Genomic DNA, 21027 nt, shown 5'->3' on the forward strand with positions numbered 1-21027 from the left:
GGTATACTCTAATCTGTTGCTTGAGAAAGAAAGCATAATTCACACTCTTCAGTCATAAGTATGAAAGAATCAAAGGCTTAAAAGTTTTAAAGCAAGACCCGTTGCTAGAAATAGACAGAAGGAGTAGATTAGTTATTTATGGATAAAAAAGAACAGAAAACGGTAGAAATGTTTTTTCAAGCTTCCATTTCCTATCTGGTACGTGCTGCGAACCGGACACATGCCCTGGAGGCGGCCCAAGTACAGTTGAATGAGAGCTGCATACAGCTGGGGCAGGTCAGACTGGTCAATGAACAGGGGACTGCGAAGTGGTTTAAGGTAGAGAGCTTGGAGGAGCCGGAATGGACTGAGGCCCAGGATATGCATGACAGCAACCGGTATAAAGTTAGCGGGCAAATAAAGCTGCGGCTTAGTCTTCAGACCAGCGATAAGGTTGAGAAAGAATTGAAGATGAACAGTTTCCGTCTTCCTAAATCAATGATTCATGATCATACCGTATGGGTTATCCCAACGATTAGCCGTCCGGCTTTTGTCAGTGTCTTAAGTCAATCTTTACATGTAATTCCGGCTGTTGAGAAAGTAGCCGTTTATTCTAAAGTGGGCTGACGTGCCAATTCTTCATCTGTTAAGCGCAAGGCCGCACCAAGCTTCTAGCAAAAAGGCTGCCATCCGGCAGCCTTTTTACGTATTCATTTCCGCATAAGATTTGTTATCTTTTTTTCATCGTAAAGAACTCACATGATTTGCGGTCATGGTAGGTCAGCTCGCTAACCCGGGTCTGGACCACAATGAGGGTATCGTCGAAGCGGCTGATTACCGCATCCGAATCCACAATATGATCGTTTTTAAAGACACGGACAAGATAGCGGCGGTCCATTGCGTCCTGGAAATCATCGTCGGTTAATAACCGCATGTTATGGGCCATCTTTGGTCTCCTTTTTCTTGCATCCAATAGTTAGATGGTAACACAAAAAAGGGTACGGCGTCAGGTAAGAGAAGTGTCTAAGAAATAAACGGATAGGAATATACGTTCTGGTAATTTACTGGAAGTTATTGATGCGCACCCTCATATCCAGGATAGTTTACGAAAGAGTAAGGAGGAGGGGGATTGACGGTTATGGAAAAAAAACGTTGTTTATTCTGCGATGCGATCGTTCCTATACAAGTGAAAGGCGACTACGATTATTATGAAAAATGCCTGTGTTCACCGGATGGAAAATACGGGATGCAGCAGGCGAGCTATGAAGCCTATCATGCGCTTTCGTATCAAATCAAACACGAAATGTTCCCGATTATTTCGGCCTATATAAGGGAATTGACCGACTGCGGGGAACAAGTGGAATTGTCCATAGAAGATGTCGAGCTGATCCGGCATTCGCCGCGTGTTCCGGTGACGATCGAAGATAAAAGCACGCGCTTGCTTCAGTTCTTCTACCGGCATGCGGGCGCTCCAGGCAAAGCTGTCGTACTGCATCAGCTGCCTAAGTCATTCAATTTAACCTACTCGCCTAACCTGCAGGAACTCATCTATATTATTGAAAAGCTTAAGGATGAGCAGATGATTGAACGGATGGGTTCTACATTTAAGCTGACGGAAGCAGGCTGGAAAGCGGCCGAAGCCAGTTTTGGCGGCAAGCTGTTAAAGCCTTGCTGTGTGCTGCTTCCGGCTGACGAGGAGCGCCGCAGGGAGTGGTTCGATAAGGTGCTGCCCGTTATCCAGCAGTGCGGCTATCTGCCGCAGGTGGCGGAGAAAACAGCAGGAGAGAAGCGGGCGGATCTGAATTTCAAGCTGATCGCGGGCAGCAAGCTTGTTATCGCGGATCTGACCGAAGCTTCCCCGGAAGTGTATCTGGCAGGCGGATATGCCTTTGGACTGGATATCCCTGTGATATGGACGGTGGAGCAGAGCGCAGCAGGCATGCTTCCGGTAGCATCGGAGCAAATCCGTCCTTTTTCATGGAACACCCCGGAGGAACTGGCACTTATTCTAAAACAGCGCCTCAGCGTATAATCCATTTTGCAACCCTATTTAATTGCTGCTAGAATTAAGAACTAGAGTAGAGAGAATGCTAGATCTTAAAGGAGCGGCAGAAATTGAAAAAATGGGTATTCCTTCTTATCGCGGTTTCCGCCGCTTTATTGTTTATTCCATTATTTTTTACGGACCGGGCAGAAAAGAATCTGGAAAGAAAAGGGCTCAGCCGTGAAAGCCTGTTGACGGAACTGAATCCGGTCGTCGCTGAGAAAAAAGCGGAGCTTGTCAAAAAAACGGCGGCCATCGGCATCACGATTCTCATAACCGATGATTTTCGGAGCATAGAAGCTCAGGATGAATTATATAAGAAGGGCCGCTCGGCTGACGGCAGCATTGTGACCAAAGCCAAAGGTGGAGAATCGTATCATAATTACGGCCTGGCTGTCGATTTCGCTCTTCGCAAGAAGGACGGCAAAGTTATATGGGATATGAACTACGATGGCAATAGTGACGGTAAGAAAGATTGGATGCAGGTAGTTAAGATCGCCAAAGATTTAGGCTTCGAATGGGGAGGGGACTGGGAAAACTTCCCTGATTATCCTCATTTGCAGATGAGCTTCGGGCTAAGTATCGCCCAGCTTCAGCGTGGTACCAAAACCGCTCTGTTGGACAAATGATGAATGATGAATGAACCGCCCGGAATGGACATCGGACGTATAATAAAGAACCTCAATCCTTTCTCGGAAGGATTTGAGGTTCTTTGGGTTCGCTGGAACCGTCTAATAAAAGGTTACGCAGTTCTTGCCCTTCTGCTTCGAAACATAGAGGGCTTTATCCGCAAGCCGGATCGTTTCGATAGGATCACCTGCATTGCTCGGCCAGATCGCCCCGCCAATGCTGCAGCCGATCCGAATTACTTCATCTTCGATCAGGAACGGCTCGTTGAGCAGACGGATTAAGTCATTTGCCATGTTTAATGTCTCCTCGGACGGAGTAGAGGTCTGAGTCTTTAGAAGGATAACGAACTCATCGCCGCCTATGCGGAAAACGACATCCTGGGCCTGCATATAAGCACCGAGACGTTCGGCGACATGCCTTAGGAGTTTATCTCCAAAGGGGTGTCCCCAGGTGTCGTTCACAAGCTTGAAGCCATCCAGATCCAGATAGAGAAAGGTCAATGTGGTGTTGTTCTCCCTGGCCTGTTTCATGGCTATTTCCATATAAGTATCGAGTGCAATGCGGTTAGGCAAACCGGTCAATTTATCGTGATGGGCGAGATCGGCCATATGATCCAGGGCGCTTTCCGTTCTCGTCAAGTTGTCCACCAGATTATTTAAGGAGGAAGATAAGATGTTAAGATCCTTAATGGCATGAAATATTGGGATCTTCACATGATAGCCGCTACGGAGCTGATCGGCAGCCTGTGCGATCCTTCTGAGCGGTTTGGCGATCCAGCCTGCTACAAGCGCGCCAAGGACAGCGAAAACGATGGCCATAATGATGCCTGTCACAACGATAAACCGGTTCAGTTCATTGACGGAGCTAAAAGCAATATCAGCTGGTTGACGAACGAGCACGCTCCAGCCAAGTCCGGGATAATTCATATAACCCGCTCCATAAGCATAGCCCGTCAAGTAGCTTCCGTTATCCTCCGGCCACTGTTCTGTTGTCCAGCCATTGGATTCTTTCTGTGCTTGTTGAATACTTCCCGTATCCATCGGTCGGAATACATATTTCCGGGGTCCGAGCAGAACAGTGTTATCCTTTTTGCTTACAATAAATACGTCCAGCTGATTCATCCGGTCCTGCAGCGGCTTCAGAATGGATTTCTCCACTTCACGAGCCCACTCCCAGCTCAGGTGTGCAGCCAGTACCCCGATCCACTCGCCTTTCTTATTGAAGACCGGAGTACTGATATCTACAAATTGCAGCGGTTCTCCGCTTGGATTAGGCAGCAGTTTGGACAAAAGGACAGCTTCATGTACATCGCCAATGAACCGTCCTTTCCTGCCTTCGGTAAATACGGGCCGGGCAGAGATGTCCGATCCGGTTAATATTCCGTCACTGGATGCCTTCACCTTCCCGGAAGGGTCTATAAAGGCTACCCATGTAAAGGAAGGAAAGCTTTTCTTGAGCTGTTCGATCAGTGTGCGGAGTTCATCCGGATTATCGGCATTCGCATATGTGAGCATCTGACTAAGCATATCGACTTCGCCGGCGTGTGACCACATGAAGTAATCGAGTTTGTCAGCCATCTGATAAGCGACCTGAGAAAGCGAGGCTCCGATGTTTTCTTCTACTTGTGTTGTTGTTCTCTGGCTAATGACGATGCTTAATAAAAACGTAAGTAAAAAGATGATCACAGCTAAAACGAGCGCAAAAGCGGTACGTAAGTTGAGCATTATTCACATACTCCTCTTTCATTTTGGGTTACATGCTCAATAGGAGCAGGATAAATCCTGACCTACCCTTCTTATCGACTTTGTAAGGGCATACGATTAGAGGGAAATTCAAGTTTCGCGGAGAAATTTGAAAATCAAAAGTAATGTTTGACATAAATGCAAACGATAATATATTATATCTATTATAATGTAAACGTAAAATGATTTTGTTTGAAATTAGATTTGTGTATTGTGTTCTTCAAACTTGATCAGATTTCATTGAAAGAGGAGATATGATGGACCGGAGAAAAGAATTAGCCCAGCAATATAAGGAAACAGAAATCGAAGCCGGAATTTTCCAGATACGCAATACCGTTAACGGCAAGATTTATGTGAGCAGCAGCCGTAATTTGAGAAATTTAAATGGAAAACGCTTTGAACTTAATGCAGGCTCGAGCATGCAGCGTTTACTGCAGGCAGAGTGGAACGAATATGGGGAAGAGGCTTTTGTTTTTGAAATACTCGAATTGCTGGAAAAGAAAAAGTCCGAATTTTTTGATGAGAAAGATGAACTCAAAAAGCTGGAAGAGGCATGGTTAGAGAAACTTAAACCGTTTGGTGACCGGGGATATAACAAAGAGAATCCGGATGCTTCAGGGAAATGAAATTTTCCGGGAGGTCCTGAATAAGGCGGTATTGAAGCAGCGGGGGCAGGTAGAACCCGCTGTTTTTTTGTGTATTAGAAAAGAAACGGATAGGTGAGCGTGTTATTATAACAATGGTGATTTCCAGCAATCACAGGCGATTTAAAAGGTTATTCTTGCCAATGTCATCTATTGCTCTTATAATGTCACGTAACATGATGAAAAGATAGCAGGGGGATATGGGCATGAGAAGAGGATGGATCGTCCTAATGGCAATTATGCTGATTACGAGTCTGACGGCATGTGGAAAAGGTGACTCAGGTGAATCAGGTGAAAGTGAAGCGAAGAAAACAGTGTCGATTCTGACTCCATACTTGTCATCCGTAACAACGAACGAGATGGTGGAATCACTCAAGAAGCAGGCGGCCGAAAGAGGCTGGAAAACCAATGTGATAGATACCAAAGGGGATGTCGGACAGCTTGCAAGCCGCATGGAAGACGTTATTTCCACCAAAACAGATGCCATTGTTATTGTAAGTACCGATCCGAACCAGCTCAAAACTCAAATCAAAAAAGCAGCTGACAAAAAAATTCCTGTTTTCGGATGTGACTCCGGTTATATAGAAGGCATGAGCATGAATGCGACAAGCGACAACGTGGCCATGTCCAAAATGATTACCGAGCACATGACTCAAGCTATCGGGAGCAAAGGCAATGTTGTTGTTCTGACTCACCGCCCGCATCCCGGTGTACTGAAGCGTACCCAGCAGCTGGATGAAATGCTTAAGAGTCAGCCGGCAATTACTAAAGTGACAGAGCAGCAAGTACAAGTTCCGGGGCCGATTGAAAACGCGCGCAAGCAAATGGAGAGTCTGCTGCTCGCTAATAAAGAAGAAGGCTCCATTACAGCGGTATGGGCCGGATGGGATGAAGCGGCCATCGGAGCGGCGCAGGCTATTGAAGCAGCCGGACGCAAAAACATTCTCGTTACAGGTATCGACGGGAACAGCCAGGCTGTGGATATGATTAAAAAAGGATCTCCGCTCGGAGCGACGGTCAAACAGAACTTCGCAGGCATGGCCGATATTGTTGCCAAGCAGATGGATCTCGTTTTCCAAGGGAAACCGGTTGAGTCAACAGAACTCTATGCACCTGCAAGCCTGATTACGAAAGATAACGCAGGGAAATAAACAAAGGACATGGCGGAGGGCATGATCTGCTCCTAAGGATCGGATTCCTCTTCCATGTCCCTCTTTCGCCTTCGCGCTTTAGCGCTTTAGTGAAACTTGATTTGTCCGAAAAGCAGAGCTGAGGAGAGGATGAAATTGACTTTGCTGCACGTAGAGGGACTGAACAAAGCGTTCGGTCCCCATTATGCTTTATATAAAGTCGGTTTTGACATTGTCCCGGGAGAAGTACATGCATTGATCGGGGAGAACGGCGCCGGCAAATCGACGTTTATCAAAATCCTGACAGGCGTCTACACCCCCGATGCAGGCCGGATTGTCTGGGACGGCAGAGCGGAGCACATCACGAATCCGGGTTACGCCAGGAAGCTGGGCATTAATGTAGTTCATCAGGACCGCAATCTGATTCCTTCTTTTACGGGAGTGGAGAATTTATACCTTGGTCTTCCGTATCCCCGGAATCGTTACAAACTCGGTATCGGCTGGAAGCAGATGCAAGAGCGTGCGCAAGAGCTGATGACAGAGCTGGGACTGCAGCTTGATTTGAACAAGCCTGCAGCTCGAATGTCCCCGCCCGAGAAGACACTCCTGGAAATTATGCGGGCGATGATGCAGGAATGCCGCCTGCTCATTCTGGATGAGCCTACCGCCTCTTTGACAGATCAGGAGACGGCAAGTCTCTTCACCTTAATCCGCAAACTTGCGCAGCGGGGCACGGCTATTCTCTACGTGTCGCACCGGATGGATGAGATCACCCGTATCTCAGACCGGGTGACTGTGTTCCGTAACGGGCAATTCGTCGCAACTACGGATACCAGGCAGACGAACCGGGAGCTCCTTATCCAGCAGATGAGTAGTGTTACGTCTGAAGGTCCGGGCTTTAAGGAGCGTCAAAGCTTAAACTCCCGTGCATCAGATGAGAAGCTGCTGGAGGTTGAATCACTGGCATCGGCAGACGGCAAAGTGAAAGAGGTCAGTCTGAAGGTCCGCAAAGGCGAGGTTGTCGGGATTTTCGGATTAGCGGGTGCGGGGCGTACCGAGCTTCTGGAGACGATTTACGGTCTCCGCAAGCAGAGTGCCGGCAAGATTTCGCTCCATGGAAATGAGATACGGACGGACAGCCCGCGGCAATCGCTCGATCAGGGGATAGTCCTAATCCCGGAAGAACGTAAAAGAGACGGCCTCGTTATGAATCTGTCGATCCGGGAGAATATGACGCTTTCCGTCCTCAATAGGCTGTCATCCGGATGGCGGATGCGTGCAGGAGCCGAGCGGCAGGAAGTAAGCGGCTGGATGACCGCTATGCAAGTGAAGGCATCCGGCATGGAGCAGCCGGCACACGAGCTCAGCGGAGGCAATCAGCAGAAGGTGGTCTTCGCCAAGGCGCTTCTATCGAAGCCTGCGTTATTCCTCTGCGATGAGCCTACGCAGGCTGTCGACGTAATGACAAGGGAAGAGATTCACCGGCTGCTGACCGAGCAGGCCCGCGAGGGACGAGGAGTGCTTTTCGTATCCTCGGATCTTCAGGAGGTACTGGAATTATCCGATCGTCTGTATGTGCTCCACGAGGGACGCATTGCCGGCGAGCTCGATAATGAGGGCATAACTCCTGAGCAGGTTCTGGCAATATGTTACAACCCGTACAAAGGAAGTGAGCAGCATCATGGCTGAGCAGCGCAATTCTATTCAAATTATGCGTCTGATCCGTTCGTATGGGACGGTGATGGCAGGATTTCTGATTCTCGCGGTATTTTCGGTTTTAAGTCCGGATTCTTTCTTTACATTAGATAATATGATTAACATCAGCAGGCAGATTTCATTTCTGGTCATCATAGCGTTAGGCGCTACACTCGTCATGGCAGTCGGCGAATTCGACTTATCGGTCGGTTCCATGGCCAGTTTCGGAGGAGTCATTGCCGCCCAGCTTGCAGTAGCCGGGTATCCGTTATGGCTCAGTCTGCTGGTGCCGCTGGCTGCAGCGTTCCTGATTGGTTTTGTCAACGGGTGGATTGTGACGCGTTTTCGTGTTCTCTCCTTCATTACGACACTCGCGATGGGAACGATCCTGGGAGGCATAACATTCAGGCTGACGGGCGGGGCGACGGTTTTCGAGAATATTCCCGAATCGTTCGGATATCTGGGCCAGACCGAGTGGGGGGCGCTGCCGCTGCTATCCGTCATTATGGTCGCCATGTGCATTCTTTTCTGGTACATCATGTCCCAGACGTCATTCGGCAGAAAACTGTATGCGATCGGCGGGAACGAATCGGCTTCGCGTGTCGCGGGTGTCCATGTGGCGCGGAATAAGAACATGGCATTTGCACTTTGCGCGATGCTGGCCGCATTAACCGGGATTCTGATGGCATCCCGCCTTGGTTCGGCACATCCGACTGCGGGCTCCGGTCTGTTCCTGTCGGCCTATGCCGCTGCTTTTCTCGGGATGACTTCTTTCAAAGAAGGGGTGCCGAATATTTGGGGGACCTTCGTGGGTGCGGCGATTATCGGAATTGTAGCCAACGGTCTAACGATACTTGAAGTTCCGACCTTTATGCAGGACGTGATTACAGGCTGTATTGTCATCGCCGCCGTGTTAATGCAGAAGATCGGCAGAGCGACTGCGTAAATCAGTAAAAACAGCAGGTTTTAAAATTTAGTTAGTCCCATATATTATTAATGCTATTAATAAATAACTTGCGATGTTTATTGGTCATGGAGTACTAACGACTATAGTGATTCAAGGCGTGGGAAGCTTCAGGCTTGCCCGCCGGGAGGGGCACTCAACATGAAATTTATCGCTTCGTTCGATATCGGAACAACGAACGTTAAAGGCATACTGGTCAACCGGGACGGCGGTTTCTCATTCGAACACAATGTGCCGCTCGCCCTCCGGCAGGAGCCTCAGCGGATCGAGCAAGACCCCGATCAGTGGTTTCAGGCCGTCATCACTATCGCCGCCGAGTGGCTGCGCGGCGGTGTGCATCCGCAGGAAATCGGCCTGATCAGCTTCAGCGGCCAAATGCAGGACTGCATTCCGGTGGGGAGCGGAATGGATGCACTGCGCCCGGCCATTCTCTATTCGGACAGCCGGGCTGGGGAAGAAGCCGCCGGGATCATAGAGGAACTTGGTGAAGATTCGATCCGCCAAACTGTGGAGAACAGGATGGACGGTACACTCACGTTTCCGAAGATTTTGTGGCTGCACCGGCATGAGCGGGAACTCTACAATCAGACGGTGAGCTTCTTGATCAGCTCCAAGGATTACGTTATCGCCCAGCTGACCGGCCGCTTCGTGACAGACCCGACATCCGCGTCCACGACCGGATGCATGGACATCCGGACCCGGTCGTGGACGCAGGACTGGTTCCGGCGGCTGGGCCTGGATTCCGGCAAAATGCCAGCCATTGTGCGGCCGGATGAAATAGCCGGAACCGTGCACGCCGCCGGCGCTCAGCTGACCGGATTTGCCGAGGGGACACCGGTGCTCTGCGGCATCGGGGATGCCGGCGCCGCGACGCTCGGGGCCGGGGTATACCGTCCCGAGGAGCTGTATGCCTACATCGGGACAACCGGCTGGATTGCCAGCGCCGCTGCCCAGCCTGCCGATTCCGGTACCGGGATCTTCAACCTGGCCTACGTAGAGCCGGGCCGTTATATCAACATCGCGCCGCTGATGAACGCAGGTAACGCCCACCAATGGGCGGCCGAGCTGTTCTGCGGCGAGGCATCTGAGGGCGGCAGCCCGTATGAGGAGATGGAGCGCCTCATCGGGGCAGCGGACCGCCGCAGCAGCGGGGTGATTTTCCTGCCCTATCTGAATGGCGAACGCTGCCCGGTACAGGATGAGCATGCCTCAGGCTGCTATGTCGGCATCCGGCCTTCTACATCCAGAACCGATATGGCGGCTGCCGTTCTGGAGGGAGTTGCGCTCGCGATGAAACAAATGCTGGGGCTGGGCGCGCGAGAAGCTGCTCCCGGCCAGCTCACGCTGATCGGAGGAGGAGCGGGCAGCAGAGTCTGGTGTCAGATCATCGCGGATATCTTCCAGACGGAAGTGTCGGTACCGTCGGAATCGCAGTTTCTTCCGTGTCTGGGTGCCGCTCTGCTCGGATTCAGAGAAGCAGGCTGGGGCGGAGATTATCAGGATCTGACGGGGCTGCTCAGAACCGTCCGGCAATGTGAGGTATTCTCGCCCGATCCGGATATTGCCGAACATTATCAGGGGAAGTTCGAGAAATTCCTCAAGCTTTATCCGGCTCTTCGTCCTGTATTCTGAAGAGGGCGAAGCAGCGGTTTCTTTTTGTCGGATAAGCTTAAGAATAGGGAAAACGGGACAGCTCAGGGCTGTCCTTTTTGACTTTCTGCCGCTCATTGTTTTAAATAAAATAAAGCGGATTATATACGGTCCCATCTTTCACAAGCGGTTAACCCCTACTTGCGGTATATCCAAGCAAGCTGTCGTTGTGCCGGCGGCCTGTTTTAGATAAGATGATCGAAGAAGATAATCAGCGGATGCTTTATTCTCACAGGAAAGGGAGGCACAGCCATGAAAGAGGTCGTTAAAGTTCTAGCGCTCAGAGAAGGACAAGCTGTGCTGATACGCCAGTATAGAAAACAGCGGAGATCATATACGATTGAACTGCCCGGAGGGAAAGTGGAGCCGGGAGAAGAAGCGGAGAAAGCCGCTCAGCGGGAGTTAAGAGAAGAGACGGGTTTCTCGGCGGCCAAATTGCTCCCGCTTGGAGCTTATGTCAACAGCTCGGGCAACGTACGCGCCCGGTTGTTTTTTGCGAATACCGTATCCGAGGGCGGAGGGCAGCAGCTTGACGCCGATGAGGAGATCGAGGTGATACTGGCTCCGATTCATGAGGTCACACGCCGGATCTATACGGGAGAATGGAGCGATCTCAGGCTTGGTCTTGCGGTAGCGGTAGCCCGGTCCATGAAACTGATCTGAGATCCGCCGAATTAACATGGAAAGCAAAGGAGCCAGCTATGGAACATTACCAGACCATGATCGGAGTAATTCTGGAAAAACTGGATCAAACCCACAAAGAATTGAGCTTTAACGTGCAGGGGTTAAGCAGCTTACTGAATAATCATACCTCCGAAGAAATCGAGAACACGCCGGAACTGCTTACGCTCCGGGAACTCCGGGATTCTTACGCCGAGATCCTTGATACAGTCGAGAAAAGGTTTCCCGGGCTGAAGGAATAAGTGCGATGGTTGAATAGCCGTAACTCGCACTTCTATACATAGAGTAAATATTTAATAGGGTTAATCATCCTCTTTATTTACATAAATTTTCTCACCGCCAATACAGGAGGAATCCGAATGAGCCATCATTTTATTCAGGAACTGAATATGTATTTCCCTCAGTTTTCCAGCGGAATGAATGAGGGAGCCGCCGAAGAAGAAATTCAAGAGCTTGAAGCCCAGACGGGTTTCCGGCTTCCAGAAGCGTTCAAGCGGCTTTTGCGGATTCATAATGGAGAGAAGGATTACCGGGGAATTTTCATGGGTCTGGGTTTTCTTTCCACGCAGGAGATGCTCCGTAACTGGAATTCCTACCGGGAGCTTGAGGATGAAGTTTGGGGTTCCGTTATTTCATTTGAAAGCGGCAAAATTCAGGAGTACGCTTATCATCCGTGCTGGCTTCCAATTGCGGATGACGGGGGCGGCAATTACTTGGGCATCGATTTTGCACCTGGAGAATCTGGGGTAAGCGGCCAAATTATTAACTACGGGAGCGATGAGACAGAACTCTTTGTTATCGCGGATAGCTTCCAAGAGCTCCTTGATTTGATTCTGGAGCAGTTTAAGAACGGAAACTGTAAAGTGTTGGAAGGTGAAGACGAAGGCGAGTTCTACGCTTCTTGGCATGAAGACGGCCATGTTTTTGATGATCTGAAAGAGCTGCTAACGAGCAGCAGGAACAGCTCTTTGATCCAAAGAGAAGGTTTATCAGAAATAGAGAGCGAATTCGCTGATTACTGGAAGTCTCTCGATGAGAATTGGAAATCCGTATATCTCCAGCATGTTGGCTCAGTACCCCTGTCCTGGGAGGATGTCGCCCGGATCAAAAGCTTGAATCTGCTGAGATCCGGAATTACGGATCTGACACCGCTGAAGAAAATGGGACATCTCCGAATACTTATTGCAAGCGGTCTGGAAACAGTGGATTTCGGGGCATTGTCCTCGCTAACCGAGCTGACTGAACTGTTCCTGGCCAAAACTCCGCTTGCGGACGTAACTCCGCTTTTGCCCCTAAAGAACTTAAAACGTCTATTCATCGGCAACACGCAGGTGAGGGACGTCGGTCAGCTGCGGGAACTTTCCTCGCTGGAAGAATTGTCTCTGGAGAATTTGTCCGTTGCGGATCTTGCACCTTTGAGAGATATTCCTGACTTGAAGATACTGAATGTGTCTAAGATCAGGACACAGACGTTACACGAAATCGGGCAATTGAAGAAATTGATTGAGCTGGATATCATGTACCTGCCTCTGGATAATATCGGATTCCTGGGAAGCTTGTCCACGCTGAAAGATTTACGGATTAGCAGCAGCCGGGACGGAGATTATTCGGTTCTCGGGAAGCTTAAACGTATGAAGTCAATAACTTGTGAATTTTCCGTCTTTAAGAAGACCCGTTCTCTTTGGGATTCTAAAATAAGTTACACCATCAGCGGAGAAATGACCGATGAAGAACATGCGGACTACCACGAGTATGTGATGAACTAATCCATTCATTTCATAAACACAAAAAGCTATCCTCGGGAACTGGGATAGCCTTTTGTGTTTATGGGCGTGTTAGTAAGGGTCCTGTCCATTCCGGCAGGCACGTACGATTTCTTCCCAGGTAGCCGGGAACGGCGGGACTTCTTCTTGATTCACATCGGTTCCAATGAGAACCTGAATCAGTTCGATCGGCTGCTCCGCTTTAATGGCACAGCCCGTCTCGGGAGCGATTAACAGCACATCGCCCGCTTGAACGGGTATTAGCATGCCGTTGAGGACGAATTCTCCGGACCCGCTCAGCAGGGTCCATACTTCTTTGCGGCGGGCATGCTTTTGATAGGGCATATGTTTACCCGCCTCAAGTCTTACTTTCCGTGTGACGGTTCCTTCCGTTAACAGTCCTTCCGCTTTCCTGGGGTGAAGATCCAGGACGCGGTACGATCCCCAGCTTTTCTCCTCATACATGGGAGGGAAGCCTTCATTCGGTTTTAACTCCTTGATCCGACTGCTGCTTTGTTTACTGGCTACGAGTATTCCTTCGGCATTGGCGGCTACGATAATATCGGGTACCTCTATGATATGAACAGGAATTTGAAGCTCATTGACCAAGTGAGTATTCACGGAATCATCCGATACCGAACCTAGGCCGTTAGCGGGTTGGGCCAGATGGGTAGTTAATGCCCCCCAGCTCCCCAAATCTTCCCACATCCCGTCGTAAGGAACGACAACCGAATGATGGGTTTTCTCGGCAATTTCTTCATCAAAGCTGGCTACAGGAAGTTTGTCGTATAACCGGATCAAATCCTTGTACGAGGTTGGCAGACCTCTCTTGCGCATGGCTTCCAGCATGAATGAACGGTGAAAAGCAAATACGCCGCAATTCCAGAAAGCCTTCTGCCCGATTAATTGTTCGGCTGTTGCTAAATCTGGTTTTTCTGCAAACCGTGATACAGGCAGATAGGATGAGGCACCGGTGTCCGTTGTTAGGGCAGGGACGATATACCCGTACTGGGTTGAGGCGAAATGCGGCCGGGTTCCCAGCAGTGCCAGATCGGAATCGGACTGTTTAAGGACAGCGGGGAGTGAGGGAAGCAGTTCAAAAAATTCAGTTTGGACGAAGGGATCGACCGGCAGAAAGCACAAAACTTCATCCGTAAATGGCTCTTGCCCGTGCAAATAGGCAGTCGCTAAAGCAATGGCTGTGAACGTGCCTCTTTTGTGCGGCTCCGTAAGAATCGGAACGAGGCTGCCGATTTGACTTTGCATGATTTCCAGCTGGCTGCTGTGAGTTACGATCAGAGTGGAAGACAGCAGCCCCGCATCGCTGAGCTGCCTGCACACCCGCTGGATCATCGATTCCATTCCGCCGTCTGCTGCCGGCAGAAGTTTAAGAAAGGCTTTGGATCTGACTTCGTTGGAAAGAGGCCAAAGCCGTTTGCCGGAACCTCCGGACAGCAAAATGATTTTCAACAAGATCCTCCTCCTCATCAAAAAGCAGCCTGGCAAATAGGGTCTGCGTTTTTCTGCTAATCGGTATGAGCATTAAACTTTGGGGCAGACAAAATCAATAATACGTTCTGCGAACATGGAAGGATAAGGAGCGGAATTTAACGGACAGTGTACTTCGCAGAGCAGGAGTTAATGTTCGAATGCCGGTTCGAATTTCTTTATTGAGATTTCTTCTGATTACCGAGGTTCCCGGATAGCGGGCACGGACGAAATTGCCGTAGGTCTCGAATTCCGAGAAACTGAATTTGTACGTCTTATCAATCTTCCGAAGAATGGCCTTATACCATGCTGTGCCGCTCTGGGCTTCGATTTCTTGCTTAAGATGACGGAGTTTTCTGGAATCAAACAGCATGTAGTGGTTAACAAAGGATCTTGCTGCGAATGTTTTCTGCCCCAACAGCTTAGTGTGTACTTTAAAGTAGGCTTGATGGCTCCGGCTTCTGGTGTAAAAAATGGTTTTTCCATTTTCCAGAAATGTATGGGGGCGGATTAAAACCGTATCGGCATCCATGACGAGAAAGTAGCGCTGGGTTGAGATTTTGTCTGCGCTGAGTTTAAGCAGCTGCTGGAAAAGCCATCCGGAGCGGTCCCATTTGTGGTTGCGGTAATGGATATGCCTCTTAGTAATAGGCAGTACGCTGTTCTCATGGACAAACTTACATTTCTTGCGCAGGCACAGGCTTTTAATGCGCGGACTGTCCGGGGAAATAATGAAAATATGGCCGATCTTATGCTTTACATATTTGCGGATTCCATCAATCACATGCGGAAGCGTCGCGAGATCTTTGTCGATCGCAGGAATGATGACATCGATTTTGGTCCTGCCAGTCACGGAATGAGTCGTCATCTCTTCATCTCCATACCAAAGGATAGGGTGTCGGGCCAGCTTTTAAAGCTATGCAGTAGAATATGCCAGGCATAAGGCAGCCGATTGTGTAGCTGTCTACTCTTGGCTCCAGAAAGAAAAGAAGATTCAACAGATTTTGAGAAATAGAGTTTCAACCGGTCCGTCAGATGGTAAAAAAAAGAAGGATATGCCCGTTCCATGTCGAATGAGAGAGACTATAGACCTAATTGAGCGGCTGCTGGGCCGAATAAATTCGGGTCGTTTTTGTTCTATACAAAAACCGGCGCAGTTCTTTGCTCAATGAATGAATATCTTTGCCGTAAGCGTTATCTCTACAAATAGATGGCCTTGTGTGTATCAGCCTTAAGGAGAAAGTGACGTGTCCAGCATAATGCAGAGAAAACTTAGAATTCTTGGAACCGGCAAATATTTACCGGGAAGACAGGTGACTTCGGAAGAACTGGATGAACGTCTGGGCAAACCCGCAGGATGGGTACTTAAGAAATCCGGAGTGAAGGTAAGGCACTACACAGAAGGCGAGACAGTTTCGCAGATGGGAGCCCGTGCGGCTGAAGAAGCACTGAAGGCTGCTGGGCTGACTTTCGCGGACCTGGACTGCATCGTTTGCACCAACTCCGTACCCGAACAGCCCATTCCATGCACAGCAGCTTTAATCCAGAACGAGATGGGGTATGGCGACTCCGGGACACCTTGCTTTGATGTCAATTCAACGTGCTTGTCTTTCTTGGCAGGACTGGATCTGATCTCCTATACCATGGCCATGGGCAAATACAGACAGGTGCTCCTTGTTGCACCGGAGATTGCTTCAGCCGGTCTAAACTACGAGCAGTCGGAGAGTTCGATCCTGTTCGGTGACGGCGCTGCGGCGGTGGTAGTGGGAATGAGCAAGGATGGGGAAACTTCACGCATTCTTGCTTCACGCATGGAAACTTACGGCTCAGGCTATGCGCTATCCGAGGTGCGGGGAGGCGGCACGAAGCTGCCGGCCGCTTCTTATGAAGCCAGCCGTGCCGCCGATTACTTGTTTGATATGCAGGGCGAAGCCCTATTTAAGAAAACTTCCAAACTCCTTCCGCGATTTATGGAAGAACTTTTCCGTGATGCAGGTGTTGGCTTGTCGGAGTTATCTATCGTAATCCCCCACCAGGGAAGCGCGATGGCGATGAGATTGCTCCAGCATAAATTAGGGATTCCCGATTCTAAGCTGATGAACATTATCGGCAATCATGGCAACACGATTGCGGCATCCTTGCCGATGGGGCTTCACGAAGCGATTCGTCAAAGCCACTTGGAACGCGGCAACCTGGCGGCGATCATAGGGATTTCAGCCGGAGTCTCACTGGGCGGGATTGTGTTTGAATACTAATCACAATGCGGGTGCTGCGGTATTGATAACGGGGGGAAGGGCGCCTGCAGCCCTGGAACTGGCTAGACAGCTTGATGCTGCCGGATGCCGGGTATATGCAGCAGATAGTGTGGCGAGACCGCTGATTCGATATTCCGCCAGTATTCAGCAGTTTTATCAGGTGCCGGGTCCCAGATTTAACAGAAAACAATTTCTCAGCAGCTTGCTGGACATTATTGCGATCCACCGGATTCAGGTGCTCATTCCGACTTGTGAAGAGATCTTTTATGTGGCAGAGGGCAAAGCCGAGCTGGAAGCAGGCGGATGCCGGGTGTTCACGGATGATCTCGATAAGCTGCTGCAGCTTCACAGCAAATGGGCATTTAACCAGCTGTTGCAGGCAATGGGGCTGCCGGCGCCCGGGACCTTGCTGTTGACGTCATGCGGCGAGCTGAGCCAGCTTCATAATACCCGGAGCTTACGCAAATGGGTGTTGAAGCCGGTCTATTCCCGCTTTGCTTCCCGTACTTTAACGTATGAAGCAGGCGAGATTCCTCCCGAACTGGAGATATCGCAGGAGTTTCCCTGGGTGGCGCAGACGTTCGTCACAGGCCTTGAGTACTGTACCTACGCGATAGCCGCAGACGGAGAGCTGAAGGCATACACCGATTATTGTGTTGATTACACCGCAGGGAAGGGCGCTAGTATTTATTTCAAACAGCAGCGTCATCCGGAACTGTTCGAATGGGTGCAAGCCTTTGTACGTAGGTTCCGTTTTACCGGACAACTCGCTTTCGATTTTATAATCGACCGGGACGGAACGATCTGGCCGCTTGAGTGCAATCCGCGGGCAACGAGCGGATTGCACCTATTCTCGGCGGAGGATAGAATCGGCGATGCCTTTTTTGCGCCCGCTAAGGCGGCTGTAAATCCAGAATCACCTTGTCTAATTCCAAGGAAGCCGGCCGAACGAATGATTACAGCCGCCATGCTGCTCTACGGTCTTGGCCGGGAGCCGAATCCGGCGGGACTGCGTCGCTGGATGGGCTGCATGTTCCGCGGCCGGGACGTGATCTTTGAGTGGCGCGACCCCGGACCATTCCTGGCTCAGGGGATGATACTGCTTGATCTCTGGAAACAAGCCCGCGCTGCAGGCAGACCGGTTAAAGAAATGACGACATATGATATGGAATGGAATGGGGAATATGAAAGTCCTTGTGACAGGCGCGACGGGATTTCTGGGACGCAATTTGATCGGGCGTCTGCTGAGCGAAGACTTCGAGGTAACGGCAATAGGACGGAGTCCGGAGATCGGCCGTGAACTGGAAGCGGCGGGCGCGGCTTTTGTGCGCATGGATTTGGCGTCCGAGGAAATGCCCCGCACGCTCAAAGGCCATTCGGCCGTCTTTCATTGCGGGGCTTTCTCGGCTCCGTGGGGACCTTACGATGAATTTTACCGGACGAACGTAATCGGAACGAGAAACGTCATACAAGGGTGTCTGGATCATGGGGTGCAGAGGCTTATCCATGTCTCCACGCCATCGATCTATTTTGATTACAAAGACCGGTTGAATATCGGGGAAGAAGAGCCGCTGCCTGCCCGCGGCGTCAATGCGTATGCACGGACGAAGCGGCTGGCCGAGCAGGAAATCGACCAGGCATTTGCCAAGGGGCTCCCCGTTATTACCCTGCGTCCGAGAGGAATCTTCGGACCGGGAGATAACGCGATCTTCCCCCGTCTGCTGCGCGCCAATGAACGGAGATTCGTACCGGTTATCGGCAAGGGAAGAGCCTTCATGGACGTGACGTATGTCGACAACGTAACGGAAGCGCTGCTGTGCTCCCTGCATGCGGGGAATCATGCCTTGGGGTGCAAGTACAATATTACGAATGGACAGCCCGTCTATTTGTACGACTTGCTGAAGAGGCTGTTCGCTTTGCTTGATACGCCTTTCCGGTCCAGGCAGATTCCGTACCTCGCTGCATATTCTCTGGCATCGGCTATGGAAGCGGCCGCTATGCTGCCGTTTGTTGACCGGGAACCGATGCTGACACGCTATACAGTCGGCATTCTCGCTTTTAACCAGACGCTTGATATTTCCCGTGCCCGGAGCGATCTTGGTTACCAGCCGGTTATCAGCGTAGACGAGGGCATATATCGCTTTAGCAACTGGTGGAGACAGCAGGAGGGGAGAGGATAAGATTGAGACCGGAACGCTTGACGCTCAATCTGCGCAGTACAGGTTCATGCAAGCAGCTGGAGGCTTTTTCGATAAGAGGAGGCCGCTGGCGCTTTATTTCTTTCCCCGGGATTTTCGGCATGATCGAACATCCTGAGAAGGGATTGATTTTGTTTGACACGGGATATGCTCCGCGTTTTATGGAAGCGACCCGCAAGTTTCCCTATCGGATTTACCGCTGGATGACACCCGTTGACATGGAGAATGATTTCACGGCCGCAGATCATGTAAGAGCCGCAGGCTATTCCCCGGATGAAGTCCGCACGATTATCATTTCGCATTTTCATGCGGATCATATCTGCGGCCTCCGGGATTTTCCGAATGCGAAGTTTATATGCTCCCGTGAGGGGTATTCGGCCATTTCTGTACGGAAAGGATTTGCGGCAGTGAAGAGAGCGTTCCTGCCTGACTTGATGCCCGCAGATTTCGAAGCTAGGGCGGTTTGGATCGAATCCGCAGACCGGGTAAAGCTGCCCGCTGAGTATGCTCCATTCGCTGAGGGGTATGATTTATTCGGGGACGGCAAGCTGATAGCGATTGCCCTCCCCGGCCATGCGGACCATCAGATCGGTATTCTGCTGACAGACGGGACATCACCGCCCGTGCTGCTGGGAGCAGATGCGGGCTGGTCACGGAAGGCTGTTCAGGAGAACCGGCTCCCGCATCCGCTTGCGTTTACCGTATTCGACAGCAGCAGGGATTACAAAGCCACCTTTGGCCGTCTGGTGGAGCTCAGCCGGAAGAATCCGGGTCTTAGACAAGTGTTTACGCATTGTCCGGAAGCGCGGGCGCTGTGCGAGTTGCCTTATGACGGAGGTGACTGTGAGTGAAGCTCAGCCGTTTATTGAAGCAATATATGCTCACCCGTTACCGCCGGACCCATTGGAAGAACCGTGAAGCGCTTGAAGCCTGGCAGCACCGGCAGGTTATCGCGCATTTAACGGAAACCCTCCGGAAGTCTCCGTTTTACCGGGAGCACTACAAAGATTTAAGGCTTCAGGACTGGCGTGACTGGCCGCTTATGGACAAAGCGAGGATGATGGATGCTTTTGATAGCCTGAATACAGCTGGTATTACCAAAGAAGAAGCATTCGAGGCAGCCTTCCGTGCCGAATCGGAGCGCGATTTCTCCCCGGAGCTCGGCGGTATCACGATCGGCTTATCCTCCGGAACTTCAGGGAGCCGGGGACTATTCCTTGTCAGCGCCGATGAGCGGGCGGCCTGGGCAGGGGCTGCGCTGGCCAAGGCGCTGCCGGGCTCTCTGCTCCGCAAACACCGCATCGCTTTCTTCCTGCGGGCGGACAGCAATCTGTATCAGACCGTCAACTCGAAGCGCATCCGCTTCTGCTTCTTTGATCTGATCCGGCCGATAGAGGAGCACGTTCAAAGACTCTGCGAGCTGGAGCCGACTCTGCTCATCGGACCGCCCTCTATGCTGCGACTGCTGGCCGAAGCGAAGCTGTCCGGCCGGCTGCCCATCGAGCCGGAGAAGATCATCTCGGTGGCGGAGGTGCTGGAGCCGATCGATGAAATGTGCATACGTGAAGCGTTCGGCAGAGAGGTGCACAGCATTTACCAGTGCACGGAAGGGTTCCTGGGCGCCACGTGCGACCACGGCACGCTTCATCTGAATGAGGATATTCTCGTCATTCAGCGGGAGTATGTAGATGCATCCAGAAGAATATTCGTGCCGGTTATTACGGATTTCTCCAGGAAGACGCAGCCCATAATCCGCTACCGGCTGAATGACCTGCTGACGCTGCGTGAGCAGCCGTGCCCGTGCGGATCGGTTTTTACCGCCATTGACTCGATCAGCGGGCGAACGGATGATATGTTCTGCGGCTTAGAGGAACCGTCTGGAACAAGAGCTCCTATCTTTCCGGATTTTATCAGACGGGCTGTCCTGATGGCATCGGACGAGATTCTGGAATTTAAAGTGATCCAGCTGGCAGAGACGGAGCTGGAAGTTGCTCTGCGTGTCACTGGCGTAAAGACGCCTGTTGAACAAGCTGTGCGCCGGCAGCTGGAAGACACGTTCCGGCAGCGGAGATGCCGGGTTCCGCAGGTAAGATTCGTCCCCTATGTGTTCCAGCCGGGACTGCAGAAGCTCCGCAGGGTTGAGCGGCGCTTTGTTTGGGAGTAG

General features: G+C 50.9%; 20 protein-coding genes. 16 read left to right on the forward strand and 4 right to left on the reverse strand.

Going from position 1 to position 21027, the window contains the following annotated elements:
- Positions 1-138: 138 nt before the first annotated feature.
- Positions 139-606, forward strand: coding sequence for a hypothetical protein (locus tag AR333_RS08435; RefSeq protein ID WP_068774816.1), 468 nt, complete (start codon positions 139-141; stop codon positions 604-606).
- A 103-nt stretch (positions 607-709) separates the two neighbouring features.
- On the opposite strand, the gene AR333_RS08440 is transcribed toward AR333_RS08435, so the two are convergent.
- The gene (locus tag AR333_RS08440; RefSeq protein ID WP_068774817.1) at positions 710-925 is read right to left on the reverse strand and encodes a hypothetical protein; all 216 of its coding nucleotides are present in this window, start codon (positions 923-925) and stop codon (positions 710-712) included.
- 192 nt (positions 926-1117) lie between these two features.
- Here AR333_RS08440 and AR333_RS08445 point away from each other — a divergent pair, with 192 nt between their 5' ends.
- On the forward strand, positions 1118-2011 hold the full coding sequence (locus AR333_RS08445; RefSeq protein WP_068775178.1) for a hypothetical protein: 894 nt from the start codon (positions 1118-1120) through the stop codon (positions 2009-2011).
- 83 nt (positions 2012-2094) lie between these two features.
- Positions 2095-2652, forward strand: a complete 558-nt coding sequence (locus AR333_RS08450) for a M15 family metallopeptidase (RefSeq protein ID WP_301336114.1) — start codon at positions 2095-2097, stop codon at positions 2650-2652.
- Between the two features lie 102 nt (positions 2653-2754).
- On the opposite strand, the gene AR333_RS08455 is transcribed toward AR333_RS08450, so the two are convergent.
- A complete protein-coding gene (locus tag AR333_RS08455; RefSeq protein ID WP_253735745.1) occupies positions 2755-4377 on the reverse strand; it encodes a diguanylate cyclase in 1623 nt (540 codons plus the stop codon).
- Positions 4378-4652: 275 nt separating this feature from the next.
- Between AR333_RS08455 and AR333_RS08460 the strand changes: the two genes are divergently transcribed.
- The 8 genes from AR333_RS08460 to AR333_RS08495 all read left to right on the forward strand — a co-directional run bounded on the left by AR333_RS08460 (position 4653) and on the right by AR333_RS08495 (position 12925).
- Positions 4653-5021, forward strand: a complete 369-nt coding sequence (locus tag AR333_RS08460) for a GIY-YIG nuclease family protein (protein ID WP_068774820.1) — start codon at positions 4653-4655, stop codon at positions 5019-5021.
- Between the two features lie 224 nt (positions 5022-5245).
- A complete protein-coding gene (locus tag AR333_RS08465; RefSeq protein WP_068774821.1) occupies positions 5246-6190 on the forward strand; it encodes a substrate-binding domain-containing protein in 945 nt (314 codons plus the stop codon).
- Positions 6191-6325: 135 nt separating this feature from the next.
- A complete protein-coding gene (locus AR333_RS08470; RefSeq protein WP_216638962.1) occupies positions 6326-7858 on the forward strand; it encodes a sugar ABC transporter ATP-binding protein in 1533 nt (510 codons plus the stop codon).
- A complete protein-coding gene (locus AR333_RS08475) occupies positions 7851-8810 on the forward strand; it encodes an ABC transporter permease (RefSeq protein ID WP_084783536.1) in 960 nt (319 codons plus the stop codon). Before AR333_RS08470 ends, AR333_RS08475 begins: the two co-directional genes overlap by 8 nt.
- 159 nt (positions 8811-8969) lie before the next feature.
- Complete coding sequence (locus tag AR333_RS08480) at positions 8970-10460, forward strand: FGGY-family carbohydrate kinase (protein WP_068774823.1); 1491 nt, start codon at positions 8970-8972, stop codon at positions 10458-10460.
- Between the two features lie 270 nt (positions 10461-10730).
- Complete coding sequence (locus AR333_RS08485; protein WP_068774824.1) at positions 10731-11141, forward strand: NUDIX hydrolase; 411 nt, start codon at positions 10731-10733, stop codon at positions 11139-11141.
- A 38-nt stretch (positions 11142-11179) separates the two neighbouring features.
- On the forward strand, positions 11180-11401 hold the full coding sequence (locus AR333_RS08490) for a hypothetical protein (RefSeq protein WP_068774825.1): 222 nt from the start codon (positions 11180-11182) through the stop codon (positions 11399-11401).
- Between the two features lie 117 nt (positions 11402-11518).
- A complete protein-coding gene (locus AR333_RS08495) occupies positions 11519-12925 on the forward strand; it encodes an SMI1/KNR4 family protein (RefSeq protein WP_068774826.1) in 1407 nt (468 codons plus the stop codon).
- A gap of 69 nt (positions 12926-12994) precedes the next feature.
- Here AR333_RS08495 and AR333_RS08500 read toward each other — a convergent pair whose 3' ends face one another.
- Both AR333_RS08500 and AR333_RS08505 read right to left on the reverse strand, forming a co-directional pair.
- Complete coding sequence (locus AR333_RS08500; protein WP_068774827.1) at positions 12995-14392, reverse strand: sugar phosphate nucleotidyltransferase; 1398 nt, start codon at positions 14390-14392, stop codon at positions 12995-12997.
- A 94-nt stretch (positions 14393-14486) separates the two neighbouring features.
- On the reverse strand, positions 14487-15278 hold the full coding sequence (locus AR333_RS08505) for a DUF6492 family protein (RefSeq protein ID WP_068774828.1): 792 nt from the start codon (positions 15276-15278) through the stop codon (positions 14487-14489).
- 391 nt (positions 15279-15669) lie between these two features.
- On the opposite strand from AR333_RS08505, the gene AR333_RS08510 reads away from it, so the two are divergent.
- From AR333_RS08510 to AR333_RS08525, 5 genes are read left to right on the forward strand one after another with little or no spacing between them, the layout of a single operon-like run.
- Positions 15670-16665, forward strand: coding sequence for a beta-ketoacyl-ACP synthase III (locus AR333_RS08510; RefSeq protein ID WP_068775180.1), 996 nt, complete (start codon positions 15670-15672; stop codon positions 16663-16665).
- Complete coding sequence (locus AR333_RS25335) at positions 16655-17965, forward strand: ATP-dependent carboxylate-amine ligase (protein WP_253735746.1); 1311 nt, start codon at positions 16655-16657, stop codon at positions 17963-17965. The genes AR333_RS08510 and AR333_RS25335 overlap by 11 nt, the downstream gene beginning before the upstream one ends.
- The gene (locus AR333_RS08515) at positions 17850-18845 is read left to right on the forward strand and encodes an NAD(P)-dependent oxidoreductase (RefSeq protein WP_253735747.1); all 996 of its coding nucleotides are present in this window, start codon (positions 17850-17852) and stop codon (positions 18843-18845) included. The genes AR333_RS25335 and AR333_RS08515 overlap by 116 nt, the downstream gene beginning before the upstream one ends.
- A 2-nt stretch (positions 18846-18847) precedes the next feature.
- Positions 18848-19714 carry an MBL fold metallo-hydrolase gene (locus AR333_RS08520; RefSeq protein WP_253735748.1) on the forward strand — a complete coding sequence of 289 codons (867 nt, stop codon included), beginning with the start codon at positions 18848-18850 and terminating at the stop codon, positions 19712-19714.
- A complete protein-coding gene (locus AR333_RS08525) occupies positions 19711-21027 on the forward strand; it encodes a F390 synthetase-related protein (protein ID WP_068774830.1) in 1317 nt (438 codons plus the stop codon). Before AR333_RS08520 ends, AR333_RS08525 begins: the two co-directional genes overlap by 4 nt.

Source organism: Paenibacillus sp. FJAT-26967, assembly GCF_001541095.1.
In the GTDB taxonomy this organism is placed as follows: Bacteria; Bacillota; Bacilli; order Paenibacillales; family NBRC-103111; genus Paenibacillus_F.